Origin of the sequence: Notoacmeibacter marinus, assembly GCF_002238045.1 — a bacterium.
Taxonomy (GTDB): Bacteria; Pseudomonadota; Alphaproteobacteria; order Rhizobiales; family Rhizobiaceae; genus Notoacmeibacter; species Notoacmeibacter marinus.
Genome location: NZ_NBYO01000001.1, coordinates 711,636 through 735,726 on the forward strand (window position 1 = coordinate 711,636; position 24,091 = coordinate 735,726).

Annotated in this window: 23 protein-coding genes, 1 tRNA gene and 2 pseudogenes; 15 read left to right on the forward strand and 11 right to left on the reverse strand. The window is 59.4% G+C overall.

The window, feature by feature from the left end; genetic code table 11:
• Positions 1 to 22: 22 nt before the first annotated feature.
• Together B7H23_RS03290 and B7H23_RS03295 are read left to right on the forward strand one after the other, a co-directional pair.
• The gene (locus B7H23_RS03290) at positions 23 to 1,087 is read left to right on the forward strand and encodes a nucleotide kinase domain-containing protein (RefSeq protein WP_240534953.1); all 1,065 of its coding nucleotides are present in this window, start codon (positions 23 to 25) and stop codon (positions 1,085 to 1,087) included.
• A gap of 52 nt (positions 1,088 to 1,139) precedes the next feature.
• Complete coding sequence (locus B7H23_RS03295; protein ID WP_094075942.1) at positions 1,140 to 2,099, forward strand: CBASS cGAMP-activated phospholipase; 960 nt, start codon at positions 1,140 to 1,142, stop codon at positions 2,097 to 2,099.
• Positions 2,100 to 2,390: 291 nt separating this feature from the next.
• On the opposite strand, the gene B7H23_RS03300 is transcribed toward B7H23_RS03295, so the two are convergent.
• The 3 genes from B7H23_RS03300 to B7H23_RS03310 form a co-directional block, all read right to left on the reverse strand.
• Positions 2,391 to 3,128, reverse strand: a complete 738-nt coding sequence (locus B7H23_RS03300) for a hypothetical protein (protein WP_143534717.1) — start codon at positions 3,126 to 3,128, stop codon at positions 2,391 to 2,393.
• Between the two features lie 2 nt (positions 3,129 to 3,130).
• A complete protein-coding gene (locus B7H23_RS03305) occupies positions 3,131 to 4,393 on the reverse strand; it encodes a toll/interleukin-1 receptor domain-containing protein (RefSeq protein WP_094075944.1) in 1,263 nt (420 codons plus the stop codon).
• A 429-nt stretch (positions 4,394 to 4,822) separates the two neighbouring features.
• On the reverse strand, positions 4,823 to 6,490 hold the full coding sequence (locus B7H23_RS03310; RefSeq protein WP_094075945.1) for an NB-ARC domain-containing protein: 1,668 nt from the start codon (positions 6,488 to 6,490) through the stop codon (positions 4,823 to 4,825).
• 680 nt (positions 6,491 to 7,170) lie between these two features.
• Here B7H23_RS03310 and B7H23_RS03315 point away from each other — a divergent pair.
• The 4 genes and pseudogenes from B7H23_RS03315 to B7H23_RS03330 all read left to right on the forward strand — a co-directional run bounded on the left by B7H23_RS03315 (position 7,171) and on the right by B7H23_RS03330 (position 11,184).
• Positions 7,171 to 7,692, forward strand: coding sequence for a hypothetical protein (locus tag B7H23_RS03315; RefSeq protein WP_094075946.1), 522 nt, complete (start codon positions 7,171 to 7,173; stop codon positions 7,690 to 7,692).
• A 367-nt stretch (positions 7,693 to 8,059) separates the two neighbouring features.
• The gene (locus tag B7H23_RS03320; RefSeq protein ID WP_094075947.1) at positions 8,060 to 9,004 is read left to right on the forward strand and encodes a hypothetical protein; all 945 of its coding nucleotides are present in this window, start codon (positions 8,060 to 8,062) and stop codon (positions 9,002 to 9,004) included.
• 11 nt (positions 9,005 to 9,015) lie between these two features.
• Positions 9,016 to 10,320, forward strand: coding sequence for a hypothetical protein (locus B7H23_RS03325; protein WP_094075948.1), 1,305 nt, complete (start codon positions 9,016 to 9,018; stop codon positions 10,318 to 10,320).
• Positions 10,321 to 10,579: 259 nt separating this feature from the next.
• Positions 10,580 to 11,184, forward strand: a pseudogene (locus B7H23_RS03330) (transposase).
• Between the two features lie 30 nt (positions 11,185 to 11,214).
• Here B7H23_RS03330 and B7H23_RS03335 read toward each other — a convergent pair.
• Together B7H23_RS03335 and B7H23_RS03340 are read right to left on the reverse strand one after the other, a co-directional pair.
• Positions 11,215 to 12,348: a hypothetical protein gene (locus B7H23_RS03335; RefSeq protein ID WP_094075949.1), complete on the reverse strand. Its 1,134-nt coding sequence runs from the start codon at positions 12,346 to 12,348 to the stop codon at positions 11,215 to 11,217.
• Positions 12,345 to 12,701, reverse strand: a complete 357-nt coding sequence (locus B7H23_RS03340) for a hypothetical protein (protein ID WP_094075950.1) — start codon at positions 12,699 to 12,701, stop codon at positions 12,345 to 12,347. The genes B7H23_RS03335 and B7H23_RS03340 overlap by 4 nt, the downstream gene beginning before the upstream one ends.
• Before the next feature lie 326 nt (positions 12,702 to 13,027).
• Here B7H23_RS03340 and B7H23_RS03345 point away from each other — a divergent pair, with 326 nt between their 5' ends.
• Genes B7H23_RS03345 through B7H23_RS03365 form a run of 5 tightly spaced genes read left to right on the forward strand, consistent with a single transcriptional unit; the run spans position 13,028 to position 15,934 of the window.
• The gene (locus B7H23_RS03345) at positions 13,028 to 13,570 is read left to right on the forward strand and encodes a hypothetical protein (protein WP_094075951.1); all 543 of its coding nucleotides are present in this window, start codon (positions 13,028 to 13,030) and stop codon (positions 13,568 to 13,570) included.
• A 3-nt stretch (positions 13,571 to 13,573) separates the two neighbouring features.
• The gene (locus B7H23_RS03350; protein WP_094075952.1) at positions 13,574 to 13,948 is read left to right on the forward strand and encodes a hypothetical protein; all 375 of its coding nucleotides are present in this window, start codon (positions 13,574 to 13,576) and stop codon (positions 13,946 to 13,948) included.
• A complete protein-coding gene (locus B7H23_RS03355; RefSeq protein ID WP_094075953.1) occupies positions 13,945 to 14,253 on the forward strand; it encodes a hypothetical protein in 309 nt (102 codons plus the stop codon). The genes B7H23_RS03350 and B7H23_RS03355 overlap by 4 nt, the downstream gene beginning before the upstream one ends.
• Positions 14,250 to 15,677 carry a type IV secretory system conjugative DNA transfer family protein gene (locus B7H23_RS03360; protein ID WP_240534954.1) on the forward strand — a complete coding sequence of 476 codons (1,428 nt, stop codon included), beginning with the start codon at positions 14,250 to 14,252 and terminating at the stop codon, positions 15,675 to 15,677. Before B7H23_RS03355 ends, B7H23_RS03360 begins: the two co-directional genes overlap by 4 nt.
• Complete coding sequence (locus tag B7H23_RS03365; protein ID WP_094075954.1) at positions 15,674 to 15,934, forward strand: hypothetical protein; 261 nt, start codon at positions 15,674 to 15,676, stop codon at positions 15,932 to 15,934. Before B7H23_RS03360 ends, B7H23_RS03365 begins: the two co-directional genes overlap by 4 nt.
• On the opposite strand, the gene B7H23_RS03370 is transcribed toward B7H23_RS03365, so the two are convergent.
• A complete protein-coding gene (locus B7H23_RS03370) occupies positions 15,928 to 16,194 on the reverse strand; it encodes a hypothetical protein (protein ID WP_094075955.1) in 267 nt (88 codons plus the stop codon). The genes B7H23_RS03365 and B7H23_RS03370 overlap by 7 nt on opposite strands.
• Positions 16,195 to 16,256: 62 nt before the next feature.
• Between B7H23_RS03370 and B7H23_RS03375 the strand changes: the two genes are divergently transcribed.
• The 4 genes and pseudogenes from B7H23_RS03375 to B7H23_RS16310 form a co-directional block, all read left to right on the forward strand.
• A complete protein-coding gene (locus B7H23_RS03375) occupies positions 16,257 to 16,736 on the forward strand; it encodes a hypothetical protein (protein ID WP_094075956.1) in 480 nt (159 codons plus the stop codon).
• 14 nt (positions 16,737 to 16,750) lie between these two features.
• Positions 16,751 to 17,359 carry a hypothetical protein gene (locus B7H23_RS03380; RefSeq protein ID WP_094075957.1) on the forward strand — a complete coding sequence of 203 codons (609 nt, stop codon included), beginning with the start codon at positions 16,751 to 16,753 and terminating at the stop codon, positions 17,357 to 17,359.
• Between the two features lie 146 nt (positions 17,360 to 17,505).
• Positions 17,506 to 17,928, forward strand: a complete 423-nt coding sequence (locus B7H23_RS15815; protein WP_143534718.1) for a hypothetical protein — start codon at positions 17,506 to 17,508, stop codon at positions 17,926 to 17,928.
• A gap of 4 nt (positions 17,929 to 17,932) precedes the next feature.
• Positions 17,933 to 18,892, forward strand: a pseudogene (locus B7H23_RS16310) (recombinase family protein); the annotation flags it as partial.
• A 548-nt stretch (positions 18,893 to 19,440) separates the two neighbouring features.
• On the opposite strand, the gene B7H23_RS03395 reads toward B7H23_RS16310, so the two are convergent.
• The 5 genes from B7H23_RS03395 to mepA form a co-directional block, all read right to left on the reverse strand.
• Positions 19,441 to 19,527 (reverse strand) — tRNA-Leu (locus B7H23_RS03395).
• Positions 19,528 to 19,647: 120 nt separating this feature from the next.
• Positions 19,648 to 20,271 carry a 2,3-bisphosphoglycerate-dependent phosphoglycerate mutase gene (locus B7H23_RS03400; protein WP_094075959.1) on the reverse strand — a complete coding sequence of 208 codons (624 nt, stop codon included), beginning with the start codon at positions 20,269 to 20,271 and terminating at the stop codon, positions 19,648 to 19,650.
• A 48-nt stretch (positions 20,272 to 20,319) separates the two neighbouring features.
• Entirely contained in the window at positions 20,320 to 21,123 is an 804-nt protein-coding gene (dapB, locus tag B7H23_RS03405) for a 4-hydroxy-tetrahydrodipicolinate reductase (protein WP_094075960.1), read from the reverse strand.
• Between the two features lie 19 nt (positions 21,124 to 21,142).
• The gene (locus tag B7H23_RS03410) at positions 21,143 to 22,969 is read right to left on the reverse strand and encodes an ABC transporter ATP-binding protein (protein ID WP_420814460.1); all 1,827 of its coding nucleotides are present in this window, start codon (positions 22,967 to 22,969) and stop codon (positions 21,143 to 21,145) included.
• Between the two features lie 79 nt (positions 22,970 to 23,048).
• On the reverse strand, positions 23,049 to 24,014 hold the full coding sequence (gene mepA / locus B7H23_RS03415; RefSeq protein ID WP_240534956.1) for a penicillin-insensitive murein endopeptidase: 966 nt from the start codon (positions 24,012 to 24,014) through the stop codon (positions 23,049 to 23,051).
• Positions 24,015 to 24,091 lie beyond the last annotated feature (77 nt).

A 24,091-nucleotide genomic window follows, 5' to 3' on the forward strand; every position in this document is an offset into this window, starting at 1 on the left:
CGTAAGGCAAGAGCCTCCCAAGATGCGCGAGGGGGTCTACGAGCTCTACTGGACGTTTGCTTCGCGGCGCCAGGCCGCCTTCGAGGCAAGGCTGGCAGGACGAAGCCGTCCCTGGACCGACGACCCAATTCTGCAGGTCTACAAGTTCTGCAACGTCTTCAGGGCAAGCGATCGCGTGTCCCAGTACATGATCAGGGACGTAGCCTATGGCGCCGATCCGGAAACCGATGCGCACGACCGGGTGTTCCAGATCACCGCCTTCCGTACCTTCAGCAACATCGCGACTTGGGAGTCTTTAACCCGCGAGCTGGGCGGTGCACCGCGGCTCGACCACCTGCGTTCGGGCGAATTCGAGACGGCGCTCGACCGCACCAAGGCGCGGAACGGTGGCCTCTATACTGGCGCCTTCATCCTCTGCGCCAATAAGGCCTTCGGCTTCGACGAAAAACACCGCAACCACGTCGCGTTGTTCAGACATATGTTCCTTGAGCATGCCTGCGCAGAACGGGTACTGCAGGCTCCCTCGCTCCGCTCGGTAGTCGAACTGCTGCAGGGATTTCCGCTGATGGGCCCCTTTATGGCTTATCAGACCGCAATCGACCTCAACTATTCCGAGCTGCTGGATTTCGACGAGAACGACTACACCCAGGCGGGGCCCGGCGCTCTCCGCGGCCTCAAGAAGGCCTTCGTCGATCTGGGCGATATGACGCCGGCGGATGCAATCCTTTGGATGACGGACCGGCAGGAAGATGAATTCCGGCGCCTCGACCTCCCCTTCGGAGGGCTCTTCGGCCGCCCCCTTCATGGCATCGACTGCCAGGGCCTGTTCTGCGAACTCGACAAGTACTGTCGGGAGGCCGTTCCCGAACTCGCAACCGCCCGAAGCAGGATCAAGGCCAAGTATTCCGGATCGTCGGGCAACATCGACCTGTTCTTCCCGCCTAAATGGCGACTCGCTTCTCCCGGTACGCTGCCAGCGGTGGCGGACGACGCAGTGGAAGGTCTGGGTAGACGTCGCCTCCATGGAACGTCAGCGGCGGTCCGTAATGACCGCAGCGCTTTCGCACTGCGCGACCTATTCGCATAGGCAGGCGTTGGATAAACACCTGCATGGAGCGGACGATTTACGCGGAGGTTAGGTGTTCAGAATTCTTGCACTCGACGGCGGCGGCATCAAGGGTACGTTCACCGCTGCTATCCTGACCGAACTCGAGCGGCAGACCGGCTGCCGCTTGGCAGACCACTTCGATCTCATGGTCGGCACCTCAACGGGCGGAATACTAGCGCTCGGTCTCGCTTTGGGCATCGAGGCATCTGCCCTGCTCGACCTCTATGTAAAGCGCGGCGCCGACATATTCCCCTCTCTCGGGTTTCTCGGAGCGCAGCGCGGCATGCTGCGCCAGCTGTTCAGGCCGAAGCTCCGGCAGGAGGAGCTCAGGACCGTGCTGGCCGAATATATCGGCGAGAAGCGTTTGGGAGATGCCGCGGTGCCGCTGGTCATCGCCAGCTACGAAGCCGTGCGGGGAAGGCCATACCTCTTCAAGACTCCGCACCATCCCAACCACTCCCGCGACTACCGGGCCTCGGCCGTTGACGTCGCCCTGGCGACCTCTGCGGCACCCACATTCTTCAGAGCCGCGGCGGTAGCGGCGCGCAAGGGTGAAAGCTACTTCGACGGCGGCGTCTGGGCGAACTCGCCCACGATGGTGGGAATTGCGGAGGCAGTCGCCTTCTTCGGCGTTCCGCTGTCGGAAATTGAGTTGCTCAGCATCGGCACCACGGACGAAGTACGCAGCTTTTCTCATATGCGCGAGGCCGGCATGCTGAAGTGGAACGTTGGTCTAGTCGACATCCTAATGAGCGCCCAGGCCGACGCCGCGCGAGCCCAGTCCGCGCTGCTGCTCGACGACCGCATGCTGCGCATCGATATGGTAAGGCCTTCAGGGGCCTACAGTCTCGACCGTGCGGATGCGCAGACAATTGGCGAACTAGCCGCGCTGGGCGAAGGCAAGGCGGCGGAGAGGCAGGTAGTGGAACAGGTGAAGGCGCGTTTCCTGAACGGGCAGCGGGCCGAGCGCTATACGCCCGTTCACTCCTAACGCCGCTGGCTGGCGGTCGCCGCATTCGCTGGCAATGCATGTTCTAACTTGCACACGAAAAGTCACTAACCGTTCCCCTTATGTACTAGGCTAGCAGCTTTCGGGCTTTCGCCGCAGCTTTGCGAACGCCCAATATGGCGCGTCTTGCCGACTGGCAGCTCCCGATCCCATCGCTGCCATTGGCTGAAACCATGCCAGATTTCGAAATCAGCAGTATGTCGACGAGCACTTCGCCGGCCGTTTGGCACTTCCACCAAGAGCTTGGTGGCTCACGGCGCGTCCTCAAGCCTCCTAGTCTAAATCGCCGCCACCGCTGCGCACGATCCTGTCCACGACGACTTGCATGATAATCGGATAGGGCACGCTCTCCTCTTCGATCATCCGCAGACGCTCGTCGCGCAACAAGGACCCGGCCTCCCACCGGGACCGCTCCCGCTCTCTGACTTCCCCCAGGATCGTGCTCTCGGCATCAAGAGCAGACGCGGAGGCTTCGCTCAGAAGATAGGCGGCCGCCCCGCCGGTACTTACGAGGGCGAACAAAGGGCGCTTAGGGAAACGCTTCGAGAATGCCATCGCCAGAGCCAAGCTCTGCTTGCCTCCTCCAATGCAGACAAGGGCGACCGGATCCTCCAGCTCCAGGAGGTCGAACTCGGCCGCGCCAGTCGATAGCCGTCGCGTGGCCGCCAATCCAATGCGATCGAGAAGCTCCTCGTCCTGCCTCTCCCTCTCCGACAGATCGATCTGTCCATAGAGACGCACCTTGGGTCGTCGCGACACTGCTTCGAGGCCACGCTCGGCAAAACTTGGCTCTTGGTATTCGCCCGCCACCATGGCGACCAGATGCCCAACCGCCGAACCGCCGTGCACCGCGAGCTCGCCCCTCTCCGCCAGGACGGCACGGGTCAGGCTGGCGACCGCCTGGTCGATGCCCCATTGCCCAAGCCTAGATTTCTTGAAGCTAATCGTTTCGCTGGCAGACGACGCGGTGACGCAGACTGTGCGACCTTTCAGTTGTGCTCCTTGCCACATCGTCACAACAGCCCTTGAACCATGCGGTGTGCTGCCATCGCCATTGACCCCTCGTCGACCAGCTCGATGTCGCACAGATTGGTCAGCCAGTCGTGCTGCTGCTGGCGCGACCGCTCCATCAACTGCGACAATCCGATTATGACGCTGCGGGTGGGCGCGGCACTGGCGGTATGTGCACGGTGATAGTCTGGCAATTCAGGGGGTCTGGGTGTCAGCCAGGTCGCGTAGGTCATCCCACCGGCGTGCAAGCGGTACGAACCGTCGGCTCCTCTGAGCGGAGCGGGGCCGCCGGCCATGGCGACGGCTTGCTCGAAGGACTGCTCGAGCGCAACGCGACGACGAAGGATCGCTCTGTCGTGCTCATGGCGGATGAACCGCTGCGCTGACTGGAGAGGGACCTCGTCAATGGTGCCATCCGTCCTGATCTCCGAGCCGAGCAGCAAGCGGCGCAGGGCTGGGTCGATGCCCGGGTCCTGCGGCGCTCCGTCGAAATTAAGGGCGATGATGCCAATGCCGCACGCCTTTGCCTGCGCGATCTCGAACGCTACCCAGGGCGACTGTGCGGAGTTCGAGGACTCGAGGACTAGGAGCAACGCTTTGTCGCCGAGCTCCTGCATCAGGCGAGCCTGGAAGTCCACGCCAGGGGCGATCCTGAAGTGATCGAGGAAGACGTCGAACCCATCGTGGGAAAGGGCGTCGAAGAGCTGTATCGCCGCGGCTGCCGTGTCGATCTGGCGATAGCTTATGAAGATCCGTGGGCTGGCCGTGATCCCACCGGCCTGCAGGACGGCAGGAAGGGCTTCGTCCTCCTGCCCGCTCCAGAAAACGGCGTTGATCGCGTCGAGCGGCGACGGCAGCAGCCTCTTGGACGATACACGCGCCTTTTCCGGCAGCACCGGCAGGATGGAGAAGGTATTGTCGCTTCCGATCCACAACGCCAGGGGGTCCATGCTCTTCGGCGCAGGGGTGCGGTCATCGCCCACGAGCACCAGGAGCTTGTGGCAATCATGCTCGCCGCAGGCATGACACATGTGGGACCATCCTCCGCACGGCGGCTCGACCGGGATGGCGTGTACACCTGATCGCAGCTCCCGCAGCAAGGCGACGGAGAGCGCTTCCATGGAACGCGCGGCGGCGGTGGACCCGACGTGGCAGAACTCGATGAGCATCGACGTCGGCATGGCAAGCCCGGTAAAGGTCTCGCATTGCTTCACGCCGCCGATCTCAGTGCGCACCACGAGTTGTATGTCTTGGAGCAAAGGCATGCCGGCACCACGATCTTTCGTACTCTCCAGCCGTAGCCCAAGCGCACGACGTTGTCCAAGGCGGTGAAGGAACTCAGCGGTACAGTGATGTCCGCTTTTTAGCACACTCGAAGGTTAGTTAAACGACCGCAATGGCGGCGCGAAGCTGTCGTGCATCAACGGCGAGCTATAGGGATGAAACGGGAGAGCGCAGCGTCTCCCTTTCCAAGGTGGTGGGGTCTGCCCCCACACATCTTGCGTACGATAAATTTGAACTGCCCCCGCCCGACCAGAAACCTCGTCATAGCCATGGAGGCTTAGGAATTTCCTTAGGTATATTCTTATGTCGAAATTGAGATCATCACCGACGGCGGTCTTCGCCGCGGTTGGTCCGCCGCTGAGAAGCTGCGGATTGTTGAGGAGAAACTGGAGGAAAGCAGCGGCGTAATATTAGTCTCCCTCTAACGATCGCTCCACTTCATAAATTTTAGCAAGAAGATCTAAAAATGCTTGAGGAACCGTTTCATTTTTCATGATAGCGTCATGCATCTTTGAATACGCGCTCCATTTCTTCGTAGGGCATAGACTTATTATATGAAGAAATATTTCATCATAAAAAGAGAAAAGACCTGTTTCAGGTTCATATTCTTTGAAAAAACAGAAATCGTTCATCAAATCCAACGTCTCAAGTACCCACAAATCGCTGAAGGTAACATCAAATTTCTCAAGTAAAAATATCTTGCGCCAATATTCAGATATAAAAAACGAATTGAAATGCTCACTTTCTTCAAATACCGCTAAAGATAAAAGAAGTGTTCTCTGCTCAAATGATAATACAGCATTAATAGAAGACTCTATGCTATATCGCACCAAAGTACGTTGTTTTTCTTGGTAGCCAATGACCGTTAATTTTGGATCGTCCCATCCGTCGATGTGACCGGACTCCAAAAAAACCTCAAACCGTTCAAATATTTTATCAACTGAAAAATTTTCTCTCTGTAGATACTTGAATTTCCTGTTGGCCATAGCCAGTAGCAGAGGCCATCCATTGAAGCGTCTGCAGATAGATTGGAGCCGTTTCGTTTCGGCGATCGATAGTTTTTTGACGCCGTGGCTCACGAGGCTTTGAGCCGCTTCCGTTGAAAGGCCACGCACCCTGACTGAAGTAGATCCGAGGAGCCTCTTGTTTCTGGTTGTAAACAGCACAGTGATGTGAGCAGGCACCCCTTTCATCCACCTGTACTGGCTCTCAATCCACAGACCGTCCGCTATGATCAGTACCTTGTCATCGTTCTCGGGGAGCTGACTACAGAATTCCTGGACCGATCCTATCGAACGCTCGCTCTCATTTGATTCGCTGTATTGCGCGATCAGCATCTGGCTGACAGCTTCTTCTTCGCTAATGAACCGCGGATCTGAGGTGCCGCCGCCTCGCTCAATTATCCCAAATTCTAGCCAGTAAATACCGCCCGGAAACACCTTGCGGATTTCGGGATCCAAACAGATCTCTTCGGCGATGGCGGTCTTGCCATAGCCGCCCGCACCGTGAACGGCTACAGTATGCGAGACCGAGTTGCTGGTCCCTTCTAGCAAAGCAGACTTGACGTCTTTGAACTCGGGCCGGCCGCGTTGGTATGAGTCCGCTAGTTCAATTTTTTCAGGAAATGTCGGACGAAGTGGTAGCTCTCGTTCGTCCACCCACTTGAAAACGGGCGTGTGGTACTTCTCCGCGAAGGTCTTACCGTCCGGGAAGACAAACCGATCGATCGCGTTCGCGAATTTGAGCCTCTCCAGTTCGCCGTGCAAACGAAAGTGAACCGCAAACGCATATTCGGGTTGAGTGGTACCTTTTTCTAGGTCTTTGATCCTTTGAATGTTGAGGTTCCTGACCGTCGCCCAGTCGTCTCCAACGTCGTCCTCAATATCCTTGATCCACGCCTGCCAGTTGTCGTCCATCTTTTCGGCGCGCGGGCCGTACCGAGCTTTCTTGAACTCCGCGGCCTGCTCCCCAACCGCGATGAGATATTCATTCTTTCTAACGATGTTATCGTTTTTGGTGAGCGCGTCGTTTATTCGTTCAACGAATTTCTTGTATTTGACGAGCGCTTTGAGCTTCATCGAAAATGATCTCCGGCTGTCGATTGAACGGTTACATATCTAAGATCCTGGTAGTTGTAGCAGTCTAGGGGTGGCGCTGCGGGAGTCCAAGTTGAGATCCGATATCGGGGCTTATGATCTCACCGGTATCAGCGTCGCGGACAATTCGACTTGGTCCTAGGGAGCGGTCGCGTGCCTCGCCGTGATGATGGAATCTCTCGATGACGTGGACCCCGTTCTCAGGATTGATATGGATGACGGACGGGCCGGCCTCCCGGTGCCATTCATCTAGATGGTGCCATTCCATACGATCGGGACGACCTTCATCGTCATAACCGATCTCCGATGGCGAGCCATCTGGAGGGCTTTCGAGCATCCCATTCAATGAGATGCGCCGAATAACAGGCAACCCTGTCTTGCGATTGTATATCGTCTCAGTGACGTAAAGATCTTCTCCCTCGTTCGCTTCAAGCACAGCTTACTATAATTTAAATCGATTTAAATTGCAAATTTTTGTTTTCTTATACGATTCTCGGTTTTCCCGACTTTTCCCCGATGTTGTTGGGAAGCCAACGGCCTTTTTCTCCGCAATGAACGCAGGTGACGGACGGCAAACTCCGCTCCGTCTCATTGGGTTGGCCAACCTGGAATAGTAGCAAGCGGTGAAGGCGGACGCGTCTTCTCCGTTCCAGGAGAAGACAATGACAAATTGGAGAAACGAGCTTGCGCTCAATCATGGACGCATTTTTTTGCCTGACGGTCATTGGGTGACTTTCGAAGAACCAACGAAAAAGACGTGGGATGGCGATATCTGGTGCGATCCGAAGGAGGAGATAGATGAGCCTCTCTACGAACAGGGTCTGGCCCGCTTCATGGAGTCGGTCGTTGCGGCAGGTCATTGCGGCCGGTCGGGAACCCAGCGGTTCAACTTCGTTCACCAGCACCTGACCGACCGGGCGAAAGGCGATCTGTTCGACTGGACCGAGCACTTCATCGATCGCGAAGTGCGGTCGCATCGTCCCGAAGACGAGGTGACCATCTGCGATGCGTTCGGCAAGGCTCCGAGGCGGACGATGAACCGGCTGAAGGAGCGTGTCGAAACGCCGCGCGAGACAAGCCTGCAGGAAGGTATGCTGTGGCGCATCTGCTATCTGTCAATCGCCAGGAAGTGCTTCCTCGCACGCATCGGCTATCCCGAGTTCTGTGAGCGCCAGGTCTCGTAGCGAACGGATGGTCTGAATGATCGTCACGGCCGGGCCGATACCTTATCGGCCCGGCTTCTTTTGCCGACCGCCCGCCTCTTTTATAGTCTCAGGGCTACAGGACCGTGCTGGCCGTCAGCTTCCCTCCGAAAAGTTTGGCAAGTTGAATCCGCCCGGTCTCCGCCAGCACATCTCTCCGTCATCCGTCAGTTTGAGCGCACCGGTCGCCACGCGCGACGCCGGTACGTACCCAAACTTTGAAGGCTGAAGCTCAATGGCGACACGAAAGACCCGCAGACCCGGCCAGCCGCCGGGCATCCGAAAACCAACCCGTAGAAGCCCACATTACCTTAGCGGCGCGGAAAACATCGAATATTCCATCCGGGATATGATCTCACCGCTTCTCGATACCGCGCAGACCGTGGCGGACGAGGACGAGGCGCGCGAGCTTGTGGCGGACATCGCAACAGCGAGCTTCAAGGGCCGCTTCGGCGAGATGGCGGATCTGCAGACCAGGAAAGAGCTCGCCACGCGCGAGGTCGACCACGCCGCGAAGCATCTCCTGCAGTTGCGCAAAAAGGCTGAGCACACGCCGAAATGGCTGCAGGCCTCGCAAATCAACGACAATCGGGACGAAGGCGGGCAGGTCGAACTGACCTATTCCAAATGGCAGTTCCGGCATCGCATCGAAGCGTTGCTGCTTATCCTGATGATGCTGGTGACGTTCATTGCCTCCTACGTCACCGCCTACAGCAATCTCATGGGCACCGGCAGTCCGGTCTTCATCGAGACGCCTGTTGCCTACTTCATGGCAGCCATGGCGCCGCTTGCCGGCTTCTGCCTGAAGCTGTTCGGCAATGTCTTCCGAAGCGATCGCGGCCATCATCGCTTCACGATTGTTCTTTTCTCGATGGCAGTCATCCTCGCCGCCGCTTGGGCGCTGCTGTTCGCCAAGCTTTATCACGGCCTCAGCACGGACGGCATCGGCACCGGGCTGTTCGACGAGCCAACGCTCTGGGATAGCTGGCGCGATACGATTTTCATTAGTGTGACTTTACTCACCGAAATCACGCTCAGCGCAGCTCTGGCGTCCCGTCTCGATCGTATCGCCCGCATCTATTCGCCGGACTTTTGGCACCGCAACCCGGAGAGCCTGACGCTGGAGCAGGATCTTAAGGACGCGAAGCGCGATGTCGACGCTCTGACCGACCGGCTCGCCAAGCTAAGCCGCGAATTCGCCCCTTACGAAAACGCCCTCGACCTGCAGGTCCGCATCGCACAGCTCGCGCTGAGCTCCCGCCGCTCGCGCGCCCAGAACACGTCCCTCATCTAAGGAGAACGACCATGACCTTTTCCCATCGCAAGCTCACTTCCTTCGCAGCGGCGCTTCTGGCGTCCTCGACGCTGGTCGCAACACCGGCATCCTCACGCGAAGCCGTCATCGGCCTGTCGCCGCTGCAGGCATCGGACGATCTGAAAGCCCAGGCCGAACGCGTGATCATGTATCTCGCCGAGACCGTTGAGCCTGGCGAAACCGCTCTCGTCTTCGATGCGTTGGATGTCGAACTGATCGGCAGCTTCTCCGTGCCGGAGGGCGAAGCCTACGCCAATCCGAAGGCGAAGCTGCAGGCCAACCGTCAGCTGTTCGCGGCTTTCAAGCACTTCTTCGAAGGGGCAAACCCCGATGCAGACAGGCCCGCCGCAATCGACTTGCCGAAACTCCTGCGGACCATCCGCGAACATTATCCGTCCGACAATGAACGCAGCATCATCCTCCTCGGCTCGCCGGTCCATGACGATCCGCTGGCCCCGAGCTATTCGATGGAAGGCGGCCGAGTGCCATATGATGGGCTGGTCGCGGCAGAGGCCAATGTCTCAGCCTACAGCACGGGCGGCCTGCCAGGGTCACTGGACGATGATGCCGTCCTGTTTGGCATCGTGCCGGCGGCCAAGGGCTGGCAGGCCTCGCTCAACCACGAATACCACGTCGAGCGCTTCTGGAGCGTGTCGGTCGAAGCGCATGGCGGCACCATGAGATATTTCGGTGAGGACATCGAGACGCTCTTCAGGCTCGCGAATGAAGATGGTGAACCGACGGCGCATCCGCAGCCGCTGGTACCGACCGACAAGCTGGAGATGATCCGCTTCTTCCCGGACAAAGGTCGCGACGCCAAGACGGAAGCACCATCAGAGAGTGCGCCAAACCGCACGGACATCGATTGGCACTATGCCGAGAACGTCCGCGTCCGGGCGAGCTGGGATTGCCTCGCATGCGATCTCGATCTGCATGTCCGATCACACCCGCAGGCCGAAGTCCTCTTCTACGGCCGCTCATCGACCGCAGAGGGCCAACTCTTCAAGGATGTTCGGCGCGGCATGACCAATGGCTTCGAGACCGTGGTCCTGAACGATGCCGTCGACCTCGCCGAAATGCTGATCGCCATCAACTTCTATGCCGGCGACGCGACCGACGGCCCGGTGGCGGTTGAAATTGAACTGTCGGTTGGCGACCGGAGCTTCACGAAAACCGTCGAGCTGAAAGCGCAGTCCGGCAATGGTGGAGTTGGGCGAAGCGCGATACTTGAAAGAGGGAGCGCGCCAAACCGTCACTGGATTGTTCTGAGTGCTCTAGAGCTTACCAAGAAATAATAACCCGTGAGCATGGCTTCTAAGAGCGCTGTGGCGGGCATCGTTCGGTAAAGATTTGTCCCGTTTTTTTTCCAGAGCCCGATCCGCTGCAACGTCTGCATTGAGCCAAAAGGTAACGTTGCACCCATAAAAGGAAAGAACCCAGCGGAGACGCACTTAAAAGTGGTTTGAAGCCAGCCACATTCCCAAATCAGCTTCGATCGGATTCAAGGTAGCTTTTGCTACCGTGGCGCGTTTGTTGATGGGAGATGTCGAGTGAGTGTTCTTTGAGCCGTTTCTGGCTGCGGTTCGATGCCGCAGCGATCGCCCGATCGCCGGGTATTGAACGCGATTTTCTGAATTGCGCCAACCGGATCACCATGGCGCGACCTGACCGAGGAGTTCGGCAAATGGTCGAGTGTCTATCGGCAGCACCATTATCCGGGCCCACCATTTGACAGCTGGCGCAAAAGGCGAACACAGAAAGAAGGTTCTGGCCGTTTAAAAGATAGCCTCACGACCAAGATCCACCTTATTGCCAACGCTAACGGACTGCCTGCCCGGGCGGAGATAAGTGGCGGCGAAATGTCTGAATCAAGAGGGATCGACGCGCTCGGCGATGATGATCTTCCCGAAGCTAAGGTTTTTAGCGCGGACCGTGGTTACGATAGCGACTATATTCGCCATGTCATCGAGCGGCGCGGGGGCGCACCAGTCATCCCCGGCAAGATCAAGAAACCGATCCTCGTCAACGTCATCACCTACGCCCTAAGGAACCGCGTCGAGCGCTGCTTCAACAAGCTCAAATGTCACCGTCTTCTAGCAACGCACTACGACAAAACCGCTGCCAGTTACCTCGACTTAATTTTGTCAAAAATAACCTAGTACAGTCGCAATTAAAGTTGCAGGACCTGCTTAATCACGCCAGGCTCCATTCGCGGCTTGGAACTGATAGTCACGGGTGATTTCCTCAAAACGATTTAGGTTGGGCAGTATGATGCTCTCCCGGTATGCAGCGATATGAGTGTCCTCTTCTGGATGATGAAAAGTCGACAACAGGTTGAACGTAGTAGGATGTAGTTCGTACAAATGTCTAACTAGCTGCAACTGATCGAGCGCTCCAGCTATGAGGCTATGATTGTCAGCACACGCGTGATCCATGCCCTGCAATACAGACCATACGGCGCCGTTGGCGCGAATACGCCCGGAAGGGTGAGAAACCCAAGAAGCAAGGCTTTCCGGCGACGCGGTGTGTTTTTTGTCTAGCCATGCCCATATGATCCCGTTTAGCGTTGTAGCTAAGATGAGCCACAGATAGAGTCGCCGTGGCGTTTGCAATGTGCTTCCATACCACCTATTGAAAAAAAGAAAGGCAGTAGAAATCAAGAAACGCATACTGACTTCATCAGCTCGCATTTCCGATATCACCTTGAAGGCGCTGCCCCGGGCCAACTTGCCAAAATTTTCACCCGCTTCCGAGATGTTTTGGTCTGTGTTGGTCAGTCCATAATGGCCATCAAATGCATGGCCTAGTTCATGTAGTAGCACGGCAACAAGCATCATTTCTGTAAGTATTGAGGCCGGTTGCTTCACTTCCGGATTTTCTTGGACAAATCTGTTTCGCTGAAGGTTGTATAACGGCAAGCTATTAAAGCTTAACCAGTTCATTCCGATCGGCTCCGCGAAGTCCATCCAGGGTGTTATACTCTTGATTCTTGGCTGTCCCAGCAAAACCTTATAAAGCGTAGGATAGCTGAAGCATGCAAATGCCATTTCCTGTGCAGCTACGAACAAGCCCATATCGCAGACCAGTAGGTACCGGTGCCTATCAAGAGGTATGCAATAGGCGTTAATATCCATTTGGTCGACAAATATTGTTCTGATTGAAAGCATTTCATCAAATGCATTTCGAGTTTGTTGACCCAGCGTTCCCGCTATCGCATCAATAACTTCAAGAGCACTGGACCGAGCACTATCAGCAGGAATATCAGTGGAAATGGAAAATCCAAATTTGTCGCAACACGCCTGTATCTCTGCGTCGGTTATCACTTGGATTCGTCCCCACATAGGGTGTGCAAGCCGCGGTGCGCCCAATATGCTGACGCTGCAAATGCGGCCTTCTCGCCGTCGCTATCTAGGTCAAATATGGCGAATCCTTTCACCACCGCATAAACCGCGGCGAATATCATGATCAGGTCTTTTTCGCTTTGATCCAGAAGAAATTCCACTGCACTCGCGGAACAAATTGCCTTGCGCAGGCCCTCAGGTGGCGACGTTAACCATTTCCGACCGGCAGCTTTTTTCTCTGCGTCACTACTCTCCCTCGCAGCTGCGCGTTTCGCGGCAAAGTAATCCCCAACGATGAGTTCAATTTGTTGATCCTCTAAGTCTAGAATAGACATTGCACAATCCCGCTGTTGTTTCGCATACCTGGCCAAGCCTAGCTGCCAACCATATCACTTTGATGGCGTAGTATGAGTGATACTAGAAAACGATAGACCATGACTTTGCAAGCAGGTCGAACAGCAACTTCCTTCCGTACAGCTGGAGTCCGAGAAATTTCGCGAATATTTTGCTATTTTGAAATCAAGCACATCAAGCCGTGCCCCACGCTACCCAGCCAATACTTTTCGCCGAACTGTGTCGAACAATCCGCCCGGTCTTCGCCCGTAACCACCCATCATAACCGCTAATCCGAAGGCTCCATCTCACTTGAGCGGAGCCTTTCATGCCTTTCGACATCACCTCACTTCCGGTCTCCGGCGGCGTTCTCGTCGCGGGAGCCGCTTGGGCTGGACTATCGGCCTTCGTGCTTGGCCCGCTGGTCGCGGAGCGGAGCGCCGAGACTATTGGCTGGATGCCGCAATGCGAGCGCCTGGTCGCCGACGACATTATGGAAAGCGGGGTAGAGCCTGAGCTGCAACTCATGCTCGGCTGTCACGATGTGCTCGGAGTGTTGCCACCCGAACACCGCCAGATTCTGGAGACGTTCGGCCTGGATATGGCTTGCGAGATGGTCGATGCGGCGAACGATCAAAAGAAGCGGCTTGCAGACCTAAAGCGGCAAAAGCTGGAGCGCGCGGTCGCGCAGGCCGGATCAAAATGCGCCTGTGCGGTCTCCCATATGACGGTGTCGAAGCGATGGGACTTTGCCGTCGCCGCCGGCAGCGCACGAACCGTCATGCCGTCCTCGGTCGCCAATATTGGCGCTTCGCTGCTGGGATCTCTGGCAAGCCCGTCCTGCGCAAACCTCATCAAGGCGGAGGGGTGAGCCATGATTATCGGTTCCGTCTTCGTTGATGCGGATGTCGTCCAGACCCATCGCGACAGCTATCTGGTCGCCGGGCTGAGTGTCATCTCCGTCCGCCGTCCCTTCCTGCCGCTTTGCCTTGTGATGGCCGCCGGGTTCGGCGGCTTCGGCTTTGCCTTCTTCGATTTGCTGCGGCCCGGCGAACAGCTGGCGATCGCCGGTCTTTGTATCGCGGCCCTGCTGACCGGCTGGCAGCTTGGGCAGCTGCAATTGCTGAGCCGCGATTTGCGCGGCTCAGAACTGACTGGCGCGGTCTATGGGACCTATGGCCATCTGAACCGGCTGCGTAAGGAAATCGTTGCCGCGAAGCGCATCGCCCGGATGGGAGATGCGCCATGAGCCGGCGTGGTCCCACCCTACGCGCGATCCTGCGCATCAACGGGCAGCTCCTGGCGTCCGCGCTTCTGTCGCTGCTTGCTCTGTGGCTCTGGTCGAACACCTCCGTTCTTTGGTGGGGATTGGGCCTGCTGGCCGTGTTCTGCGCCTTCGGCGCCATTTCCGCGCTTATAACCGCGCTCGGGCTGATCCGGCGCACCATCATGCGTGACCGCGAAATCGCCGCCTATGAGCGGAAGGGCGGCGCGCCCCAATCCGACCGGCTGGTCTCGTCCGAGGCTTTGCGGAAGAAGGGGCTGATCCGGTGAGCTGGCCCTTCGGACAATCAGGCGGGTCCGCTTCCAAGGGCGCGATCGATCCGGAAGGCCGGCGTCTTCTCGGCACAACCTTCGAAGGCGAGCCGATCTTCGCGCCGAAAGGTCATTCGCTACTTCTGAGCGCAAACGGTGGAGGAAAGACCACGTCGGGCGCGATGCCTTGGCTCTATTCTCTGCTATCCTCGTCCAACAGACCAGCTGTCCTCGCCTTCGACAGTAAGGATGGCGAGATGGCCCATCAGGCCGCGCCGATGATCGCCGGGCTCGGTATTCCGGTCGCGGTTCTCGACGATATGGGCGTGATGGGACCGGACTGTCCTTATCGCGTATCGCTCAATCCGCTCGGCGGCGTCGTGGCGGCCCATCGCCACCATGGCATGGATCTCGTCTTCGCCTCCGAGAACGCCAACCAGGCGTTCATCGCCGATCCGCCGGACGATGCCCGGAACCAGTATTTTAGGGATCAGCCCCGAACACTCATCGAGTTCGTGACCTTTGCGCTCCTCAAGCGCAATCCAAGGCTTGCGACGCCCGGCGGCGTCTGGGCTCTGATCGCCAATCCGGAGCTGCTGCTGAAGGTCGCCGCCGTCGAAGCCGATGAGGGCGACGAGATGCTGAAGGCGCTCGCCATGGACGTCATCGGCATGGCGCAGCATGAGCATTGGCCGCAGCACCGCGCCGCCGCGCTGAAGGCGCTCCGGATCTTCGCCGCCGGCACGCGCCTGCATGAAGCCGGCCTCGACGCGACGACCACCCATGCGGAGTTGATCCGCCAGCGTGCCGTCATTTTCTTATGCGGCCCGCAGGCCTTCATGAGCCGGATCGGCGCCTATTACGCGCTGCATATCCTCGCCTTCAACGATGCGTTGTACGTCGGCGCCGGGCCGCTGGCGATGATCGCAGACGAGTTCACCAATGCGCCGCTGAAGCCTTTGGTGGAAGCCCTGACGACATTGCGCGCCTATGGCGGCGAATTCCATATGATCGCGCAATCGCGCTCGGAGATCGAGCGGCGCTTCGGTCGCCTGGAAACCCAGACCATCGAAGAGAATGCCATCGTCAAGCAATGGTTCGGCTTCTCCTCTTTCGAAGAGGCGGAACGGGTCTCCAAGGCAATGGGCGAAGCGATGGTCGTCTCGTCAAGCCTTTCGACCGACGATCAGGAACTGCGCCTTCAGAGCAGCTACCAGACCGGCAAGGAAGCGATGATGAGTCCGGCGGCGCTGATGGCGATGCCGGAGAACGAGTTTCTGTACCACATCAAGTGTCTCGGCTTCGGCCGTGGGTTGAAGACGCCGATGCAGACCATCGCGCCTTATTGCCACCGGATCGGCCCAAACCCGCTGGAGGGCGGGATTTTGCCGCCCGATCCGAAGATCACGCTTCGCACACCGAACACGGAGACGGTCCGATGATGACCATTCGCTATCTCGCGCTGTTCCTGTGGCTCGCCGTCCCGGCGGCCGCCTATGGCGTTTATGCGGCCATCGGCCTGCCGCATATGATCGTCGGCTACACCTTCGAGAACAATGGCGCGCCCTTCGACCTGACGGTGAAGCGCCATTACGTCACCTGCACCTTTATCGGCCCCTATGGCGCCCACACCCGTCCGGCGGAAGACGGACGATGCGCGTGGGTCCGGTTCTTCAAAAGCAAGGAGGCCGCTCAATGAATGGAGCGCAGCGAATAGGCCGCCAATGGCTCCGGGATGGTGTGTTTGAGACCAAGGATTCGTGTGAGTTCGATACGCGCCAGTTCCTTCAGTCCACCGAGGACATCTGCGGTCGGCACCAGTCCCCTGGCGATCTGGCTGTCGCAATCGCCGCGGTCCGGCAACATCAGATTGTAGGGCGCAACCGCCTCCCAGAAGGCGAGGTAGTCGAGCGGTGCGAGCCACTCGCGCAATTCCTGAATGTCTTCGAATACGGCCATATCGACAGAATACCAAATCGCTTGATTGGAAAGCAATTTTTGCTGTCACAGGAGGCTTTGCCATGCCGCCCAGCATAGGGGAGCAGCTGAGGGCGACCTTCGATCTCGCCGTCCGGCGCCATGAGGCGAAGGTGCTGACGGATCCGCGGGACTGGGCAAGGGTCACGGACATCACAAACCGCCACAGAACCGCCCGCGAGGACATCGAGCGGCTCTATCTTGAAGAGTATGATCAGCGTGTCGAACGGGCGCTCGCGGACATCAACGATGAAGGGGCGAATAAGACCTACGACCATCCCGTACCAGAGGGTGCGGATGACGCGGCGAGTGGCGAGACAGGTACGGTCCAGGCCCGCCGCCGGGTGAAGCAGGAGCACGAACAGACGCTGCTGCAGATCGACCGCACCGAAGAGGCCGAAATCGCCGATCTCCTGGACGATGCCAGGAGCCGCAATGCGGTCAAGGATGTGGCGCGCGATCATTTTTACGACGTCGCGGACCGGCGAAAGCTCCCCGACCGGCGCGCGCCGAACAGAAGCTAGTCAGAAAGGACAGGATGATGGCCGACAATGACCGCAATGCCCATGACGAAGCCCGGAACAGCTTTACCGGCCGGACGCTGACCGACAGCCAGTTCGAAGAGGCCTGGCTGGTCTCGCAGATCATCGAGCGGGAAATCCACAAGACCGGCTCCTTCCGCGAGCCGCTGACCGATTATGCGCATGCCTTCTCACGATCCGAACGCTTCGATGCGGTCAGGGGCGAGACCATCATCCGCGATATCTTCAAGGCGCGCACCGGGGAAACCATGAACCAGTTGCGCGAGACGCTCCTGCAGCGCGAAGTCCATTCGACGGAAGCGATGGAAAATGACGCGCTCGAACAGGCGCGCTCGGTCACGGAGCGGATCAGGCAGGGCGACACGATGCCCTTCTACCGCGCCTATGATCTCGCGGCCGTCGAGATGGCGAACGAATACGGCATCACCGAACAGGGCGCGAAATCCCTCATGAAGGAAACCTATAGGCTTTCCGAGGGCCGCGATCTCTATGAGGTCGGCAAGGAGATGGAAGCGGAATATCACACGCCGGTCCGTGAAGCCGAGCGGGCCGAACGCGCCATCGTCGCCGAACAGAAGCGCAGCAATCGAACGCCGGAACAGTGACGGCGCCGCCCGTGGCAGTTTCCATAAGATAACGCGTTGGTATATAAGAATAAAATCCTTGACACCGTCTCTGCGCCCCGCTACGATGTTCTCTTTTTGTTTGCACCCGAAAAGGAGAGCGACAACGCATAAGACAAGGAGTTGATATGAAGACCGCACCCCCACAAGAACCACCGAAACGACCGGGCCAGTCCGGCCCACCCCCTGAACAGACCATTGAGGCCAGAACCCCGCCGACGCTGACCATCGACTGGGATCGCTATGCCGCCCATCTCGACGATTGGGACGGCACCGACGAAGAGAAGCAGGAATTCCTCGAAACGCTGTTCGCGATCATCGCCGGCTTCGTCGATCTCGGCTTTCGGCTGCATCCGCTGCAGCAATGCGAGGATATCGATACCGATGCCGTGCCGGACCCATCATCCGAGCCCTGTGGGCCAAATGAGGAATTGCGTCGGATCATCGCCACCGAGATGCTAGACTCGGACATGCTCTCGTCCATCGCCCCATCCGACCTGCCCACCGACCATGCGAGCGCGCCCGCCGCCGATGGAGGCCGCCATGAGTGACGTGATGCCGACAAAGGCGGTCATCTATTGCCGCGTGTCGTCCAAAGGCCAGCAATCGGACGGACACGGGCTGGAAAGCCAGGAGACACGCTGCCGCCAGCACGCGGCCGCGAAGGGGCTCGAAGTCGCCGCCGTCTTTCCCGACACGATCACCGGCGGCATCGACTTCATGAAACGGCCCGGCATGAAGGCGCTGCTCGCCTTCCTCGACGCCCAGCCGGACGAGCGCTTTACCGTCATCTTCGACGATCTGAAGCGCTTTGCCCGCGATACGCGCTTCCATCTCGATCTGCGCGATGCGTTCCGGGCGCGGCAAGCGACGATCGAATGCCTCAACTTCAAGCTCGACGATACGCCCGAGGGTGAGTTCATCGAAACCATCATCGCCGCCCAGGGCGCGCTGGAGCGAAAGCAGAATGGCCGACAGGTCGCCCAGAAGATGCGCGCTCGGATGGAAAACGGCTACTGGATCCACAATCCGCCTGTCGGCTATGCGTACAAGACCGTGAAAGGCCATGGAAAGCTGCTCGTCGCGAACGAGCCACTCGCATCCATCGTTCGCGATGCCTTCGAGGGTTACGCCGCAGGCCGGTTCCAGTCTCAGGCGGAAATCAAACGCTTCTTCGAGACCTTCCCGGAGTTCCCGCGCAACAGGGCGGGCAAGATCACCCAGCAGCGGGTCACCGATATCCTGACCCAGCCGCTCTATACCGGCCATATCTGCAGCGAGACCTATGGCCTCGACTGGCTCAAGGGCCATCATGAGCCGCTGATCTCCATCGCCACCTTCGACAAGGTCCAGGAGCGCCGGAACGGCATCGCCAAGCTCCCCGCCCGAAAGAACATCGGCAATGACTTCGTCCTGCGCGGCTTCGTCCATTGCGCCGAGTGCCAAAAGCCGCTGCGCAGTTCCTGGACGACGGGCTCGACCAAGCGCTATCCCTATTATCTCTGCCAAACCAAGGGCTGCGGCAGCTACGGCAAGTCCATCGCCCGCGACAAGATCGAGGGCGATGTCGCCGATATCGTCAAATCCATGCAGCCGACACGAAAGCTGTTCGACCTCGCCGTGATGATGTTCCGCGACACATGGGAGCATCGCGCATCGCTCGCCGCGGACATCGTCAAATCCACCGAGAATCAGCTCCGCCACACCGAGAAGCAGATCGAGGGCCTGCTGACGCGTATTCTCGACGCGACCAACCCGACCGTCGTCCGCGCTTATGAAGACAGAATCGCCGGCCTTGAGCGCGACAAGCTGAAGCTCCGCGAAACCATGGCCCATCACGTCCCCGAAGCCGGAACGTTCGACCAGATGCTAGAACTGTCGCTCCGCTTCCTCGCAAACCCGTGGAAAATCTGGCAATCCGGCAATATCACCATGCGCCGGACCGTCCTGAGACTGGCCTTTGCCGAGCCGCTCAACTACCACCGGAACGAGGGGCCTAGAACCCCGAAAACCACCTTGCCGTTCAAAGCCTTAGCAGGGGTTTTGGGGCAGGATATGAGATATGGTGCCCAGGAGAGGACTCGAACCTCCACACCCTTGCGAGTACCAGCACCTGAAGCTGGCGCGTCTACCAATTCCGCCACCTGGGCAATGTCGTATGGTCGTGCGCATCTAGACGGCAGCCGATGCGGTGTCAACGTTCAAATCGCCACTTTTAAAGCGAAGCGCCTTTCGAACCGCATCGGTCTTTTGCCGGACCCGTCCGCCGGCTATTTCGACGACAGCGTTTCGCTTGCCGTCACGCGCGTATCGGCCCCAAGCTCATAGATCAGCGGTACGCCCGTGGCGATCTCGAAACCGACGATCTCATCGCGGTTCAGCCGGTTCAGCACCATGCAGATGGAACGCAGCGAATTGCCATGCGCAGCGACGATCACATTCTTTCCGGCCATCACCTCCGGCAGAATGTCGGTGACGAAATAGGGCAGCGTCCGCGCCAGCGTGTCCTTGAGGCTTTCACCGCCGGGCGGCGGCACGTCGTAGCTGCGACGCCAGATGTGAACTTGCTCCTCACCCCACTTGTCGCGCGCATCGTCCTTGTTGAGACCCGCCAGATCGCCATAGTCACGCTCGTTCAGCGCCAGATCCCTTCGGGTCTCCAGATCGGTCTGGCCGAGCTCTTTCAGGATGAGGCTCAAAGTGCGCTGCGCCCGCGACAGTTCCGACGTGAAGGCCAGATCGAAGGAAAGGCCCTTATCCTTCAGCGCCACGCCCGCCGCTTTGGCCTCGGTCACACCCTTTTCGGTCAGATCCGGGTCTTTCCAGCCGGTGAAGAGATTCTTGAGATTCCATTCGCTTTGGCCGTGACGAACGAGAACGAGAGTGCCGGGCATAGTCGAGTTTCCTTGATTTCGAATTGCATTCAGAACCGGTGAGGCGCGCTACGATCTAAGCCCCAGAACGTCGATCATGGAATAGAGGCCGGGCGGGCGGCCATGGGCCCATAACGCCGCCGCCACTGCGCCGCGAGCGAAAATCGCCCGGTCTTCGGCATGGTGCGACAGAGTAATCCGTTCGCCCGCCCCGGCCATGATAACCGAATGATCGCCCACCACCGAGCCGCCCCGGAGCGTGGCGAAGCCAATCGCGCCGTCGGGCCGTGGGCCGGTCTGGCCATCGCGGCCGCGCACGGCATGGTCGGCCAGCACGATACCGCGCCCCTCTGCTGCCGCTTCGCCAAGAAGAAGCGCCGTGCCGGACGGGGCGTCGACCTTGTGCCTATGGTGCATTTCGAGCACTTCGATGTCGAAACTCTCCGGCAGCGCCTTCGCCGCCTGGCGCACAAGCTCCGCCAGAAGATTGACGCCAAGGCTCATATTGCCGCTCTTCACGATGGTGGCGCGTTGCGCGGCGGTCTGCAACGCATCTTCGTGCTGCGTTTCGAAGCCGGTCGTTCCAATCACATGAACGCGGCCCGCTTCTGCCAGGGCGCCGGCAAAACCTGTCGTCGCATCGGGCGCGGTGAAGTCCAGCAGTCCGTCGGACGTTGCGATGGCCTCGTCGAGGTCGTCGGTGATCGGCACGCCGTTCCGGCCGAGACCGGTCCGTTCGCCGGAATCGGCGCCGATGGCGTCCGCGCCCTCACGTTCGAAAGCAGCCGCCAGCACCACATCGTCCCGCTCGGCGATGGCGCGGATCAGAGCAGCGCCCATCCGTCCCCCGGCGCCGGCCACGGCCAGTCTCATTGGTTCCAAGCCCGTTCTCCTATTCGGCGGCGTCACTGGCCAGGTCGAGGGCCGGACCCTCACGCATCTGGCGATAACGGCGATAAAGACCGTTCGGCACCGCCATCAACTCGGCATGAGCGCCCTGTTCGACGACCCGGCCATCTTCCATGACCGCGATACGGTCGGCATTCTGCACGGTCGACAGACGGTGGGCCACGACGATTGTGGTGCGGCCCTTCATCACCTGTTCCAGCGCGTCCTGCACGCGCTTTTCCGATTCATTGTCGAGCGCGCTGGTGGCCTCATCCAGCAGCAGGATGGGCGTATTGCGGACGATGGCCCGCGCGATGGAAAGGCGCTGGCGCTGTCCGCCGGAAAGCGACGTTCCGTTTTCACCGAGCGGCGTGTCGTACCCTTCCGGAAGCCCCGAGATGAACTCGTCAGCATTGGCGAGGCGGGCGGCTTCGCGCACCTCCTCGTCGGTGGCGTCGGGACGGCCATGGCGGATATTGTCGGCCACCGAGCCTTCGAAGAGATAAGGGTGCTGGCTGACATAGGCGATCGAACTGCGCAGCGAGGATTTCGTCACTTCGGCCACGCTCTGACCATCGATGAGAATGCGGCCCCCATCCAGATCGAAGAAGCGTAGAAGGAGGGTGATCAGGGTGGACTTGCCCGCGCCGGAGCGACCGATGATCGCAACGGTGTCGCCCGCGGGAACATCCAGTGTCAGCCCTTTCAGGACCGGTCTTTCCTTCCCGTAGCCGAACCAGACATCTTCGAAACGAATATGACCTTCGCGGACCACCAGATCGAAGCTGCCGACCGCATCCCTTTGCGCCGGTTCCAGATCGAGAAGCTCGTAGACCATACGCGCGTTGACGATCGCCTTTTCCAGGACGATCTGGCTCTTGGCGAGCTTCTTGGCCGGCTCGTAGGCGAGAAGCATGGCGGCGATGAAGGAGGCCATCGAGCCAGGCGGTACGCCGGCCGCGATCGACCGCGTAGCGGTGAACCAGACGGCAATGGCGATAGCCGCGCCGATGATAAGATCGGTGATGGGCGAAGCGCGCTCGCTGATCCGCGCGACCTTGTTGGCCTGGCGCTCGACTTTGTCGTTCAACTGATGGAACTGCTCGCGCAGACGCGGTTCCATGGTGAAGGCCTTGACCACAGCAATGCCCTGAACCGTCTCCTGAATGGTGCCGAAAAGGCTGGAGACGGTGCCGACATTGCGGCGCACTTCCTTGCGCAGCCGTCTCATCAGCCGGTTGAGAAGGAAGAAGAGGACCGGGCCGACAAGAAGAACGGCGACCGTCAGGCCAGGCTCCTGATAGACCATCACACCGACCAGCCCGAGCAGCGTGATAATGTCGCGCGAAACAGTGACAAGCGCGGTGTTCAGAACCGACCGGATGCCATTGATATTGGTGTTGATGCGCGCGGTCAGCGTCCCGGAACGGTCCGACATGTGAAAGCGCATGTCGAGGGCCAGAAGGTGCGCGAAGATCCGCCTCTGATAGCGGGCGACGACATTGTTGCCGACACGCGCCAGCAGGATCGCCTGAAAATAGCCGGCGAGCGAGCGGACGGCGAAGGCAGCGAAGATGGCCGCAGCGATGATCGGGATGAGCGCGGTGTTTTCGCGCACGAAGATTTCGTCCACCACATCCTTGACGATGAAGGCGAGAAAGGCGGTCGCGCCGGATGCCAGCGCCAGGCAGAGGCCGGCCAGAAGGTAGGTCCGCAGATGATGGCGGAAATTCTCGGCGAAGATGCGTTTCAGCACGGCCAGGCTGGCCGTTTCGCCAAGACCGCTTTCTCGTCGCTTCGCCTGCATGGTGTTTGCGCTGCGCTTTCTCATCGGGCCGTATCGGTGCGGGCGCTTCTAACGCCTGCTATGGCATTTGGCCATAGGGCGGCCCGTCACGGGAGCCGATACGTTACCGATCCGGCCGGCGCCGGGGCAGCGGCGGAATTGGCATTGCCATTGCGGCGGTCGCCGCCGAGTAGATGGCCTGCCCGGGCGACTTCGGCTGTGCGGCAAGCACGGCGCGGCAGGCTTTCGGCAGGGCCGCCACGGTCATGATGTCGCGCGCTTTCGGCTTGGGCTTCACACCGGGCTTCGGCGGCTGCCAGGGCTGCCTGGTGAACCACCAGCCCATCGCCTCGCCGCAGCCATCGCCGCGGCCCGTGCCTTTTTGCGGTTTGCATTGCGGCGAACCGGACTGGCAGCGCAGACGGACATGGAAGTGGTAATTGTGCCCCCAGAAAGGGCGCACCTTGTTCAACCATGCACGGTCGCGCCCTGCCGTCTCGCACAGTTTCTTCTTGATCGAGGGATGAACCAGAATGCGCTGCACTTCGGAATAGGACGCCGCGCGTTTGATGACGGCGGCATGGGTCGGGGTCCAGACCCTTTCGTTGACCGGACGCGGCTCTCGCGCCTTCGTCACCAGCATATCGGTCGCGGAAAGGGTTTCGCGTTCGCGAACGCTCAAGCGGCGATCCGGCATCGGCGTCAGCCAGATATCGGCATCGAGCCCGACCTGGTGACTGGCGTGGCCACTCAGCATCGGCCCGCCGCGCGGTTGCGAGATGTCCCCGACCAGAAGGCCCGGCCATCCATCCCTCGCCGCCTCGCGGGAGAGTTTCTGCAAAAGGCCGATCATGGCCGGATGGCCCCAGCGGCGATTGCGGCTCGGCCGCATGACCTGCCAGTTCGGCCCGTCCATGGCGAGGCCGAGCCCGCCCGCAAAGCAACCCTTGGAATAGAAGCCGTAAGTGGCGGGCCTCATATCCGCCGGCAGTTCCTTGGCGCCGAACAGATCCTTGGCGAGCGATGCGGCCGAACCCGGCGACGCCAGAGCCACGGCCAGGACGACTGCGCAAAATATTGATCGGATCATGCCGGCGGTTCCATCCATCGTGCCCGAATCGAGCCGCCAGCATAGCACTGCCCGGCTCCAGACCCTATTCGGGACCG